This window comes from Klebsiella sp. EMBS2024 (genome assembly GCF_036233805.1).
Taxonomy (GTDB): domain Bacteria; phylum Pseudomonadota; class Gammaproteobacteria; order Enterobacterales; family Enterobacteriaceae; genus Klebsiella; species Klebsiella pneumoniae.
In genome coordinates, this window is record NZ_JAZARW010000001.1 from 3915833 (window position 1) to 3927965 (window position 12133).

At 59.0% G+C, this 12133-nt stretch carries 15 protein-coding genes; 9 read left to right on the plus strand and 6 right to left on the minus strand.

All coding sequences use genetic code 11. The annotated features are described in order from the left end of the window. A partial coding sequence (rsmI, locus tag VZP09_RS17795; RefSeq protein WP_004144878.1) for a 16S rRNA (cytidine(1402)-2'-O)-methyltransferase occupies window positions 1–862 on the minus strand: 862 nt, incomplete at its 3' end. 63 nt (window positions 863–925) lie between these two features. On the opposite strand from rsmI, the gene VZP09_RS17800 reads away from it, so the two are divergent. From VZP09_RS17800 to dolP, 4 genes are read left to right on the plus strand one after another with little or no spacing between them, the layout of a single operon-like run. After that, window positions 926–3034, plus strand: a complete 2109-nt coding sequence (locus tag VZP09_RS17800; protein ID WP_328795314.1) for a penicillin-binding protein activator — start codon at window positions 926–928, stop codon at window positions 3032–3034. Then, the gene (locus VZP09_RS17805) at window positions 2992–3378 is read left to right on the plus strand and encodes a YraN family protein (protein WP_002918206.1); all 387 of its coding nucleotides are present in this window, start codon (window positions 2992–2994) and stop codon (window positions 3376–3378) included. Before VZP09_RS17800 ends, VZP09_RS17805 begins: the two co-directional genes overlap by 43 nt. A gap of 25 nt (window positions 3379–3403) precedes the next feature. Continuing rightward, the gene (gene diaA / locus VZP09_RS17810) at window positions 3404–3994 is read left to right on the plus strand and encodes a DnaA initiator-associating protein DiaA (RefSeq protein WP_002918211.1); all 591 of its coding nucleotides are present in this window, start codon (window positions 3404–3406) and stop codon (window positions 3992–3994) included. Between the two features lie 9 nt (window positions 3995–4003). Then, window positions 4004–4579 (plus strand): division/outer membrane stress-associated lipid-binding lipoprotein, encoded by a 576-nt coding sequence (gene dolP / locus VZP09_RS17815; protein ID WP_328795315.1) that lies wholly within the window; start codon window positions 4004–4006, stop codon window positions 4577–4579. Between the two features lie 121 nt (window positions 4580–4700). Here dolP and VZP09_RS17820 read toward each other — a convergent pair whose 3' ends face one another. After that, window positions 4701–5741, minus strand: coding sequence for a permease (locus VZP09_RS17820; RefSeq protein WP_032415614.1), 1041 nt, complete (start codon window positions 5739–5741; stop codon window positions 4701–4703). 75 nt (window positions 5742–5816) lie between these two features. Beyond that, complete coding sequence (locus VZP09_RS17825; RefSeq protein ID WP_004181410.1) at window positions 5817–6464, minus strand: NAD(P)H-binding protein; 648 nt, start codon at window positions 6462–6464, stop codon at window positions 5817–5819. Between the two features lie 128 nt (window positions 6465–6592). Here VZP09_RS17825 and VZP09_RS17830 point away from each other — a divergent pair, with 128 nt between their 5' ends. Then, on the plus strand, window positions 6593–7129 hold the full coding sequence (locus tag VZP09_RS17830; protein WP_002918221.1) for a type 1 glutamine amidotransferase domain-containing protein: 537 nt from the start codon (window positions 6593–6595) through the stop codon (window positions 7127–7129). On the opposite strand, the gene VZP09_RS17835 is transcribed toward VZP09_RS17830, so the two are convergent. Then, window positions 7091–7534, minus strand: a complete 444-nt coding sequence (locus tag VZP09_RS17835) for a YhbP family protein (protein WP_002918223.1) — start codon at window positions 7532–7534, stop codon at window positions 7091–7093. The two genes, VZP09_RS17830 and VZP09_RS17835, sit on opposite strands and share 39 nt — an antisense overlap. Before the next feature lie 49 nt (window positions 7535–7583). Between VZP09_RS17835 and VZP09_RS17840 the strand changes: the two genes are divergently transcribed. Next, entirely contained in the window at window positions 7584–7874 is a 291-nt protein-coding gene (locus VZP09_RS17840; RefSeq protein WP_002918226.1) for a GIY-YIG nuclease family protein, read from the plus strand. Here the strand turns inward: VZP09_RS17840 and VZP09_RS17845 are convergent. After that, entirely contained in the window at window positions 7861–8364 is a 504-nt protein-coding gene (locus tag VZP09_RS17845) for a GNAT family N-acetyltransferase (protein ID WP_002918229.1), read from the minus strand. The two genes, VZP09_RS17840 and VZP09_RS17845, sit on opposite strands and share 14 nt — an antisense overlap. Beyond that, window positions 8358–8882 (minus strand): ubiquinone anaerobic biosynthesis accessory factor UbiT, encoded by a 525-nt coding sequence (gene ubiT / locus VZP09_RS17850; RefSeq protein WP_002918231.1) that lies wholly within the window; start codon window positions 8880–8882, stop codon window positions 8358–8360. Before ubiT ends, VZP09_RS17845 begins: the two co-directional genes overlap by 7 nt. Before the next feature lie 221 nt (window positions 8883–9103). Between ubiT and ubiU the strand changes: the two genes are divergently transcribed. The 3 genes from ubiU to VZP09_RS17865 all read left to right on the plus strand — a co-directional run. Then, window positions 9104–10099, plus strand: coding sequence for a ubiquinone anaerobic biosynthesis protein UbiU (ubiU, locus tag VZP09_RS17855; protein ID WP_002918232.1), 996 nt, complete (start codon window positions 9104–9106; stop codon window positions 10097–10099). A 5-nt stretch (window positions 10100–10104) separates the two neighbouring features. Next, window positions 10105–10983 carry a U32 family peptidase gene (locus VZP09_RS17860; RefSeq protein ID WP_002918233.1) on the plus strand — a complete coding sequence of 293 codons (879 nt, stop codon included), beginning with the start codon at window positions 10105–10107 and terminating at the stop codon, window positions 10981–10983. A 143-nt stretch (window positions 10984–11126) separates the two neighbouring features. Then, a partial coding sequence (locus VZP09_RS17865) for a luciferase-like monooxygenase (protein ID WP_002918234.1) occupies window positions 11127–12133 on the plus strand: 1007 nt, incomplete at its 3' end.

Genomic DNA, 12133 nt, shown 5'->3' on the forward strand with positions numbered 1-12133 from the left:
ACTCCCCCTGCTGCTCCAGGGCGTACTTATACAACGCGTTTTTCTTCACGCCGTGGATTTCCGCGGCCAGCGCGGCGGCTTTCTTCAGCGGCAGCTCCGCCTGCAGCAGCGCCAGAGTACGCAGCGCGGCCGCCGGCAGCGCCTCTTCCTGAGCCTTGAAACCTTCGACGATCAGCACCATCTCGCCTTTGCGACGGTTTTCATCTTCCTTCACCCACGCCACCAGCTCACCAATCGGCGCGCCATGGATCGACTCCCAGGTTTTGGTCAGCTCACGAGCCAGCACCACATAGCGGGATTCTCCCAGTACCGCGCAGATATCCTCCAGACTCTCCACCAGACGGTGGGTCGACTCATAGAAAATAAGGGTGCGCGGCTCTTCTTCCAGCGCTTTCAGGGTATCGCGGCGGCCTTTCGATTTCGCCGGCAGGAAGCCTTCATAACAGAAACGGTCGGAAGGCAGGCCGGCGGCGCTCAGGGCGGCGATAGCCGCACAGGGGCCCGGCAGCGGTACCACGCGAATATTCGCTTCGCGGCAGGTGCGCACCAGATGGTAACCAGGATCGTTAATCAGCGGCGTGCCGGCATCGGAAACCAGCGCGATGTTTTGCCCTTCTTTCAGTTTGGCAAGCAGGGTTTCCGCCTTTTGCTGCTCATTATGGTCGTGAAGCGCAAACAAACGGGCGTTTATCGCAAAATGTTGCAGCAGCAAACCGGTATGACGGGTATCTTCCGCTGCAATTAAATCAACGGCTTGCAGCACTTCCAGTGCACGCTGCGTGATATCAGACAGATTTCCTATCGGAGTGGGCACAATATAGAGCTGCCCCTGAGAATTATCCGCTGATTCGTGTTGTTTCATTGTCTCGTCCGTATTGCCGATTTAATATTGAGCATTGAGCCAAAAAAATATCACTGGACACTTATGGTACCGTCAACATTTCTTCGTTCTAAGCCCGCGCGCTGCCTGCCCGTATTGCTGGCGACTCTTATTTTTGCTGGCTGCGGCACCCACACGCAGGATCAAAGCGCGGCGTTTATGCAGGGTACGTCGCAGGCCAACTCCAGTTTCTACTTACAGCAGATGCAGCAAAGCACGAATGATAGCAAGACCAACTGGCAATTACTCGCCATTCGTGCACTACTGCAGGAAGGGAAGAAGCAGCAGGCTATCGACCTGTTTAACCAGCTGCCGGCGAACCTGAACAGCACTCAGGCCCGTGAACAGTCGCTGCTGGCGGTGGAAGTGAAGCTGGCGCAGAACGATTATCAGGCCGCCCGTAATCTGCTGGCTAAGATCGATCCGACAAACCTTGAGCAGCCTCAGCAGGCGCGCTACTGGCAGGCGCAAATCGATGCCAGCCAGGGCAAACCATCGCTGACCCTGCTGCGCGCCTTAATCGCCCAGCAGCCGCTGCTGAGTGACGCCAAACAGCGTCAGAAAAATATTGATGCGACCTGGCAAGCGCTCACCTCGATGCCCCAGGACCAGGCCAATGCGCTGGTGATCAACGCCGATGAAAATATCCTCCAGGGCTGGCTGGATCTGCAGCGGATGTGGTTTGACAACCGCAACGATCCGACGCTACTGAAAGCGGGCGTTAAAGACTGGCAGACGCGCTATCCGCAAAACCCGGGCGCTAAAATGCTGCCGACGGCGCTTGTGAATATGCAAAACTATAAGCCTGCGTCCATCAACAAGATTGCGCTTTTTCTGCCGCTGAACGGTCAGGCGTCGATCTTCGGCCGCACTATCCAGCAGGGCTTTGAAGCCGCTAAAAACGGCGCGCCGTCGGTGACGGGCAGCGCGGTTCCCGCCCAGGTCGCCCAGGCGGCGAATGTCTCCGGTAATGATGATGTGGTGAGTCCGTCGCAGGCAGAAATCAGCGATCTTACCGCCGCCGGAAGCCGCGCTGATCCGGTTCAGGCCCCGACGCAGGACCAGGCAGCGCCTGCTGCGGAACCGGCAGCCCAGGCGCCGGCAACATCCGCCACGCCGCAGACTACCGCTTCCCCGGCCACCCAGCCGGTTACCGCGCCGGCCGCACAGCCGCAGCCCGTGGTCGCAACCGCCGCTAACCCTTCTGCGGAACTGAAAATTTACGACACCACCAGCCAGCCGATAAGCCAGCTGCTCGCCCAGGCGCAGCAGGATGGCGCCACCCTGGTGGTTGGGCCGTTGCTGAAAGAAAACGTTGAAGAGGTTATCAAGAGCAACACGCCGCTCAATGTGCTGGCCCTCAACCAGCCGGAAAAAGTCGAAAGCCGCGCTAACCTCTGCTATTTCGCGCTTTCTCCGGAAGACGAAGCGCGTGACGCCGCCCGACATATCCACCAACAGGGGAAACAGACCCCGCTGCTGCTGGTTCCGCGCGGCGCGCTGGGCGATCGTGTGGTTAGCGCTTTTGCCGACGAGTGGCTGAAGCTGGGCGGCGCCAGCGTCCTGCAGCAGCGTTTTGGATCCACGGCCGAGCTGCGCGCCGGCGTGAACGGCGGCGGGGGCATTGCGCTGAGCGGCACCCCGGTCTCCACCCTGCCATCAGCGCAGAACAGCATCCTCGGCAGTGCGGATGAGATGCCGGTAAGCAGCGGCGGCAGCGTCGATGCGGCCTATATCCTCGCCACCCCGGAACAGATTGCCTATATCAAACCGATGATCGCCATGCGCAACGGCAGCCAGAGCAATGTCACCCTGTACGCCAGCTCGCGCAGCGCCCAGGGCACCGCGGGGCCGGATTTCCGTCTGGAGATTGAAGGCTTGCAGTATAGTGAGATCCCAATGCTGGCCGGCAGCAATCCGTCGCTAATGCAGCAGGCGCTGTCCGCGGTGCGTAATGACTACTCGCTGGCACGTCTGTATGCCATGGGCGCTGACGCCTGGTCACTGGCAAATCACTTCACGCAAATGCGCCAGACGCCTGGCTTCGAGCTGAACGGCAATACCGGCGATCTGACGGCCAACCAGGATTGCGTGATTAACAGGAAACTGTCATGGCTCAAGTACCAGCAGGGAAAAATCGTTCCGGCCAGCTAAGCAAACAGACCGGCGATGCCTGGGAAAACCAGGCTCGCCGCTGGCTGGAAGGCCAGGGCCTGCGTTTTATCGCCGCCAATGCCCGCGAGCGTGGCGGCGAAATTGACCTTATCATGCGCGACGGCACGGTCACCGTTTTTATCGAAGTGCGCTACCGCCGTAGCGCCCGGTACGGTGATGCGGCAGCCAGCGTCACTCCGCAAAAACAACAACGACTGCTTAAAGCCGCCCGTTTGTGGCTCTGCCGACAGAATGGGAGCTTTGAGACTGTGGATTGCCGTTTCGATGTGGTAGCCTTCACCGGAAACGACATCCAATGGCTAAAAAACGCCTTTGGCGAATAGCGTAATACCAGAAGTAAGGGATCCCGTGCTCGACAGAATCAAAGCCTGCTTTACCGAAAGCATTCAAACCCAAATTGCCGCAGCGGAAGCACTCCCGGACGCCATCTCCCGGGCGGCGATGACGCTCGTCCAGTCCCTGCTTAACGGCAACAAAATCCTCTGTTGTGGTAATGGCACCTCCGCCGCCAACGCACAGCATTTTGCTGCCAGCATGATTAATCGCTTTGAAACGGAACGCCCTGGTTTACCTGCCATTGCACTAAATACCGATAATGTGGTCTTAACCGCCATCGCTAACGATCGCTTGCATGACGAGATCTACGCCAAGCAGGTGCGCGCCCTGGGACACGCCGGCGATGTGCTGCTGGCGATCTCTACGCGCGGAAACAGTCGGGACATCGTCAAGGCGGTGGAAGCCGCCGTGACCCGCGACATGACCATCGTCGCGTTAACCGGCTATGACGGCGGTGAGCTGGCGGGCCTGTTAGGTCAACAGGATGTCGAAATCCGCATCCCCTCCCATCGCAGCGCGCGTATCCAGGAGATGCACATGCTGACCGTCAACTGTCTGTGCGATTTGATAGATAACACTCTTTTTCCACACCAGGACGATTAAGGAGAACACATGAAGGCTCTCTCGCCCCTCGCCATCCTGCTTTCTGCACTACTGCTGCAGGGCTGCGTTGCCGCCGCGGTAGTCGGAACGGCAGCAGTCGGCACCAAAGCCGCAACGGACCCGCGTACGGTGGGAACCCAGGTCGATGACAGTACCCTGGAACTGCGCGTCAATAGCGCCTTGTCGAAAGATGAACAGATTAAGAAACAGGCCCGTATCAACGTCACCGCTTATCAGGGCAAAGTTCTGCTGACCGGCCAGTCGCCGACGCCGGACCTCTCCGCGCGCGCCAAGCAAATCGCCATGGGCGTGGAAGGGACCACGGAAGTGTTTAATGAAGTGCGCCAGGGCCAGCCGATTGGTTTAGGCACCGCCTCGTCTGATACCTGGATTACCACCAAGGTGCGTTCGCAGCTCCTGAGCACCGATCAGGTCAAATCCTCGAACGTGAAAGTAACCACGGAAAACAGCGAAGTCTTCCTGATGGGGCTGGTGACCGACCGCGAAGGCCGGGCGGCGGCGGATATTNCCAGCCGGGTAAGCGGCGTATCCCGGGTGACCACCGCCTTTACCTACATTAAATAAAGCTGCAGTTTCCCGGCTGGCGCTGCGCTTAGCCGGGCTACCGCCCCCTGTACGTTGTGTGCCGGGTAAGGCGTAGCCGCCACCCGGCATCCAATCCGGCTATGCGTACGTTTACGGCAAACTACACCAGCGCCAGCGCACCGACAATCGCCCCGCACAGCGCCACCAGTCCGCCCGTCAGCCACAGCGCTTTGGCCGGGAAGGCTTTACGCAGCATAATCAGCGACGGCACGCTCACTGCCGGCAGTGTGATGAGCAGCGCCAGCGCGGGCGCCGTCCCCATACCCGCCAGCATCATTGTCTGCACAATCGGAATTTCCGCCGCGGTAGGGATCACAAACAGGCAGCCGGCGATCGCCATCGCGATAACCCAGAACAACGTATTATCCACCACGCCATCGGCGTGCGGGAACAGCCAGACGCGCGCCGCTCCCAGCACCAGCACCGCGAGGATATAAACCGGGATCGTGTTCCAGAACAGCGTCCACAGCGCCTGAAGCCAGCGGCTAAAGAAGCCGCCCTGAGTCGCTTCCGACGGTGCAGCAGGCACCGCTACCGACTGCGTCGCCGCCTCTTTCACCCATTTCTGCACCAGCGTCGCCACAGTTAATACTGTCGCCAGACCCGCCACCAGGCGAACCAGCGCAAACTGCCAGCCCAGAACAAAACCCATAAACACCAGCGTCGCCGGATTGAGCAGCGGGTTCCCCATCCAGAACGCCAGCGCCCCGCCCATCGACACCTGCTGTTTGCGCATCCCGGCCGTGACCGGCGCGGCGCAGCAGGTGCACATCATGCCGGGCAGCGAGAAAATCGCTCCCAGCAGCGTGCCCTGAAACCGCGATTGTCCCAGGGTGCGTAGCAGCCAGTCGCGCGGAATGAGAACCTGAATCAATGACCCGAGCAGCACGCCGAGCACCGCCGCTTTCCAGACGGCAAGGAAGTAAACCATCGCATAGTCCCACGCCGCCATCAGCGGGTTAGCGTCGGCCTGGGCGAGAATGGATTTACCGATACTGTGGGTTTCCGCAGCGGTGAAGGCTTTCCCGTAGTACGGCTGCCATTTGACGTACCACAGACCAACAATCACGACGAGAAAGAAAAGCGCGGGTTTCCACCATTGAAATGGTGACGCCGCCTGAGATGAAGACTGACCAGCCATAGCATTCCCCAGCAAGAAATGTGGATATGAATTGAAGCCGTGAATACTACGCCGGAAGCCTGCGTTTGCAAACCGCTATTCAGCCTGCCGCGCGGCGCGCTCCCGTAGTTCCGATGATGACAGAATTCGCACCCCTTCGTGGGTGGGCGACAGCGCCTCCGCCAGCAGGGCGATCGCCACATCGCGGGCCGCAATGGATTTCCAGTTCCCCGGCAAGAGCCGGAACAATGGTGCGAGGAAGGTCTCATTGGCCCGCTTTTTTTCCCGCTCGCCTGACAGCATCGACGGCCTGGCGATGGTCAGCCGCGGCCAGTCTTGCTCAATCAGCGCCGCCTCCATTTCTCCCTTCACCCGATTGTAGAAAAACGGCGAGTGGGCGTTGGCGCCCATCGCGCTAACCACCAGCATATGTTGCGCACCCAGTCGTTTGCCGGTCAGCGCGGTATCAACCACCAGCGTGTAGTCAGCATGGACGAAGGCCTCTTTGCTCCCGGCCTCCCGGCGCGTCGTTCCCAGGCAACAGAAGACGATATCCACCGGGTCAACCACCTGCGCCAGGGCATCGGTCAGCTGGGGATCGTGAGGATTAAAGACACCTTCCGCTGGCGCCAGCGGGCGACGCGTCGGCGCGGCGATGGTGCTTATACGGGGCTCATTCTGCAGCAGCCGGAGTAAGTGACCGCCAACTAACCCGGTCGCGCCGGTTAATAATACCTGACTCATTGGTTCTCCTTTACAGAATTCTCCGCCTTGCACTTTCAGGCTCATGTTCCAGGCTTAATACCTTACAAGGTAAGTATCCACCATCATCATGGAATTACCTCATTGACCATCCAGACAGTGGAGGAAGCATGAGTAAAAAGATAGCCGTCCTCATTACCGACGACTTTGAAGATTCTGAATTTACCTCTCCCGCCGAAGCCTTTAAGCTCGCCGGGCATCAGGTCATCACGATCGAAAAGCAGGCTGGCAAAACGGTGAAGGGTAAGCAGGGAGAAGCCGAGGTCGCCATCGACAGAGCCATCGATGACGTCACACCGGGTGAATTTGATGCCTTATTGCTGCCCGGGGGCTACTCTCCCGACCAGCTGCGTGGTGATGAACGCTTCGTCACCTTTACCCGCGATTTTGTCAACGGCGGTAAGCCGGTGTTTGCCATCTGCCACGGCCCGCAGCTGCTGATCAGCGCCGATGTGATCCGCGGACGTAAGCTCACGGCGGTGAAACCGATTGTGGTGGATGTGAAAAACGCCGGGGGCGAGTTTTACGACCAGGAGGTGGTGGTCGATAACGAACAGCTGGTCACCAGCAGAACGCCGGACGATCTACCGGCCTTCAATCGCGAAGCGCTACGCCTGCTCGGCGCCGGCATCACGCCGCCAGTGTAATTTTTTCCCGAAACCCAGCGTGTTGTCGGTAAATTTGATTTCGTCCGGACGAATCTCCCATACCGGCGCCGACAGCATGCGGGCCACCGGGAAGCGCTTGACGTAGCGCTGGCGCATTCGCGCCTCTTCGTCACCGCTCAGACGACGGATCTCGCCTTTGAACTGCACGCCGCGGATCAGGGCCACCGTTTTTGGCTGGCCGTTAACCGTGCCGGCCACCTTCGCCCTCTGTCCGGTCATCTGGCCATGGCGGGTGTGCTCCTCGCTGAGCAGATAAAAGGCCACGGTATCCGGGTCATAGACGTAAAAGGCATTCGCGCACCACAGCTCGTCTTCACGGGAGACGCACCAGGTGACGACGTGCTGTTTACTCAGCCAGCGACCAATGGCGGCAAGCGTATCCATCTTTCTTCTCCATTATGCTATGGTGCACACACCTTACCATAGTGACTTTGTGACCGTGTGCTGGTTTCTGTATCTCATTCGAACCGCGGATAATCGCCTTTATACCGGCATCACCACCGACGTGCCACGCCGCTTTCGCCAGCATCAGGCGGGAAAAGGTGCAAAGGCGTTGCGCGGCAAAGGCGACCTGCAGCTGGCCTTTAGCCACGAAGTTGGTGAACACTCACTTGCATTGCGACTGGAATATCGCGTCAAGCAGCTAACGAAGCGCGAAAAAGAGCGCCTCGTTGCCGGAGAGGATGCCTTCGAAACCCTGCTGGCAAGGCTTAAAGACGATTAAAGTGCTCGCTGTATTCTACCTGGCCATGGACGCCGTCGAGGGCGTCATCCGCCAGACGGTGAACCTGGAACGCCTCGGCGCTGTCCGGCCAGCGGCAGCGGAGATCGAAGCGCGCGGCCGGTTCAAAGCCGAAGCGACGGTATAAATCCGGGTCGCCCAGCGTCACCACCGCGGCGTAGCCAAACTCATTCAGCGAGTCCAGCCCTTCATAAACCAGCTGCCGGCCAATGCCCTGTCCGCGGTAGCGTTCATCTACCGCCAGCGGCGCCAGGCCGACCCACTGCAGCTCCTCACCTTCCACCGCCACCGGGCTGAAGGCAACGTAGCCGATCACCTGGCCTTCATCATCCGTCGCCACTACCCCCAGCGTGATCAGTCCATCTTCACGCAGATCGTGCACCAGCTGCGCTTCGGCATCGCGGCCGAAGGTACGACGCAGCAGCGCGTCGATTCCCGGTGCATCAATCCCAATCTCCACTCGAATCAGCATGCCTCACCTACCGATGTCTGTTCAGGTTTCTGCGGGCTCTTCAGTCCAGCTTCGACAAAATCCGCCAGTTGCAGCAACATCACGCGCAGCGCTTTTGGCATCTGCTCGAGCTCAATGGCGTCCATCAAATTTTTTACATACAGCCCCAGCTCCGTATCGCCTTCAATGACCAGACGACGCTGGAAGAATAGCGTATCCGGATCCTGCTTGCGCGCGGCGATCATTAACAGATCGCTGGCGTCGGCGCTGAAGCTGACGTCGGCGTCGGCCTGCTGGCTGACCACCAGTCGACCATCGACTACCGAGGTATACCACAGCAGACCGATGTCACGCACATGAATACTTAACCAACGCCCCTCAAGAAACTCCAGCTCCCCCTCCGCCAGCGCCTGGCGAAACTGCCAGCTCAGCACTTGCTCCAGCACCTGGCGCTTGAGGGCAAAAGGCGCCAGCTTAACCGGCACGCTCATTAAAGACGGGCCAAAGTGGACCAGCCGGGAACGCAGTTTATCCAACACAAGCTTTACTCCATGAATGCAATAGTTCCGCTATTGTGCCATATCACATAAACAACATAGCGGCGTAAATCAACAAAAACGCGATGACGGCCGCCAGTTATTGGCGCCGCCAATACACTTTTAACTGCCTCAAATCAAAAATTGTCACCAGAAGGTTAACTAAAATCCCTGCTCGTTAACCATTCAGCGTCCCTGACGGGCCGCATTTTTCAGGAAAAATTATGGAGCTGCTCTGCCCAGCCGGTAACCTTCCGGCGCTTAAGGCGGCCATCGAAAACGGCGCCGATGCCGTCTATATCGGGCTGAAAGATGATACCAACGCCCGCCACTTTGCCGGCCTTAATTTCACCGAAAAGAAACTGCAGGAAGCCGTCAGCTTTGTGCATCAGCACCGTCGTAAGCTGCATATCGCCATCAATACCTTCGCTCATCCCGACGGCTACGCCCGCTGGCAGCGAGCAGTGGATATGGCCGCTCAACTAGGCGCCGATGCGCTCATTCTTGCCGATATCGCCATGCTGGAGTACGCTGCGGAGCGTTACCCACACATTGAGCGTCACGTTTCGGTGCAGGCTTCCGCCACCAATGAAGAGGCCATTCGCTTCTATCATCGCAACTTCGACGTCGCGCGCGTCGTACTGCCGCGCGTGTTGTCTATTCATCAGGTGAAACAGTTGGCCCGCGCTACGCCGGTGCCGCTGGAAGTCTTCGCCTTCGGCAGCCTGTGCATCATGGCGGAAGGCCGCTGCTATCTCTCTTCCTACCTGACCGGCGAATCGCCCAACACCGTCGGCGCCTGTTCGCCTGCCCGCTTCGTACGCTGGCAGCAAACGCCGCAGGGGCTGGAATCGCGTCTCAACGAAGTGCTGATTGACCGTTATCAGGATGGCGAAAATGCCGGTTATCCGACGCTGTGCAAAGGCCGCTACCTGGTTGATGGCGAGCGCTATCACGCGCTGGAGGAGCCCACCAGCCTCAACACCCTAGAACTGTTGCCGGAATTGATGGCCGCCAATATCGCCTCGGTGAAAATCGAAGGCCGTCAGCGCAGCCCGGCTTACGTGACCCAGGTGGCGAAAGTCTGGCGCCAGGCGATCGATCGCTGCAAAGCCGATCCGCAGAATTTCGTACCGCAGTCCGCCTGGATGGAGACCCTGGGCGCCATGTCCGAGGGGACACAAACTACCCTTGGCGCTTATCACCGTAAATGGCAGTGAGAAACATGAAATATTCATTAGGGCCGGTGCTGTACTACTGGCCAAAAGAGACGCTGGAAGATTTTTACCAGCAGGCCGCAAACTGCAGCGCCGACACCATTTATCTCGGCGAAGCGGTATGCAGCAAACGCCGCGCCACCAAAGTTGGCGACTGGATCGAAATGGCGAAAACGCTGGCCGCTAGCGGCAAGCAGGTGGTGCTCTCCACTCTCGCGCTGGTGCAGGCCTCTTCTGAACTGGGCGAGCTGAAGCGCTATGTCGATAACGGCGAATTTCTGATTGAGGCCAGTGATTTGGGCGTGGTAAATCTCTGCGCCGAACGCAAGCTACCGTTCGTCGCCGGGCATGCGCTGAACTGCTACAACGCCGTTACCCTGCGCCTGCTGCGGAAACAGGGCATGGTGCGCTGGTGCATGCCGGTGGAACTCTCCCGCGACTGGCTGGCTAATTTACTGACCCAGTGCGAAGAGCTGGGTATCCGCAACCAGTTTGAAGTCGAAGTGCTGAGCTACGGCCATCTGCCGCTGGCTTATTCCGCGCGCTGCTTTACCGCCCGCTCGGAAGACCGGCCAAAGGACGAGTGCGAAACCTGCTGCATCAAGTACCCTACCGGGCGCAGCATGCTGTCGCAGGAGAACCAGCAGGTGTTCGTGCTCAATGGTATTCAGACCATGAGCGGCTACGTCTATAACCTGGGCAATGAGCTGACCTCCATGCACGGCCTGGTGGATATGGTGCGCCTGTCGCCGATGGGCAACGAGACCTTCGCCATGCTCGAGGCCTTCCGCGCCAACGAAAACGGCGCTGCGCCGCTGGATCTCACCAGCAATAGCGATTGCAACGGCTACTGGAAACGATTGCCAGGACTGGTGCTTCAGGCCTGATAAACCGCTCACTTTGTTAACAACAGTGCTCAGATTTTAATGCATTATTAAAGATGCAGCTTTTCTGGCTGGCGCGTCCAGGATGCGCCAGGCTGGAAGAAGACCTTCAATCTGATGACGATGCTGTAGCAAAGTGAGCCTTTATGACTGACAAATCTGTTCCATTCTCGGTGCTCGATCTGGCGCCGATCCCGCAAGGATCTTCTGCCAAAGAAGCCTTTACCCACTCTCTGGATCTCGCCCGGCTGGCCGAATCGCGCGGCTATCATCGCTACTGGCTGGCGGAGCACCATAATATGGTCGGCATTGCCAGCGCAGCGACCTCGGTGCTGATTGGCTATCTCGCCGCCAACACCACTACCCTGCATCTCGGGTCCGGCGGCGTGATGCTGCCTAACCACTCTCCACTGGTGATAGCTGAGCAGTTCGGCACCCTGAACACCCTTTACCCCGGGCGGATCGACCTCGGCCTTGGCCGCGCGCCGGGCAGCGATCAGCCGACCATGCGCGCCCTGCGTCGCCATATGAGCGGCGATGTCGATAATTTCCCGCGCGATGTAGCGGAACTGGTGGACTGGTTTGACGCCCGCGATCCGAACCCGCACGTGCGCCCGGTTCCCGGCTACGGGGAGCGCATTCCAGTATGGCTGCTGGGCTCAAGCCTCTATAGCGCGCAACTGGCGGCGCAGCTCGGCCTGCCGTTTGCCTTCGCCTCGCACTTCGCGCCGGATATGTTGTTCCAGGCCCTGCATCTGTATCGCAGCAATTTCAAACCTTCGGCGCGGCTGGAAAAACCGTACGCGATGGTGTGTATCAATATCATCGCCGCCGACAGCAACCGCGATGCGGAGTTTCTCTTCACCTCCATGCAACAGGCGTTTGTGAAGCTGCGTCGCGGCGAGACCGGGCAGTTGCCGCCGCCGGTGGAAAATATGCATCAGCTGTGGTCAGCGTCCGAGCAGTATGGTGTACAGCAGGCACTGAGCATGTCGCTGGTCGGCGATAAAACTAAAGTCCGCCATGGGCTAGAGTCGATTCTGCGTGAAACCGAGGCGGACGAAATCATGGTCAATGGCCAGATCTTCGACCACCAGGCGCGTCTGCATTCTTTCGATTTAGCGATGCAGGTGAAAGAGGAGCTGTTGGGGTA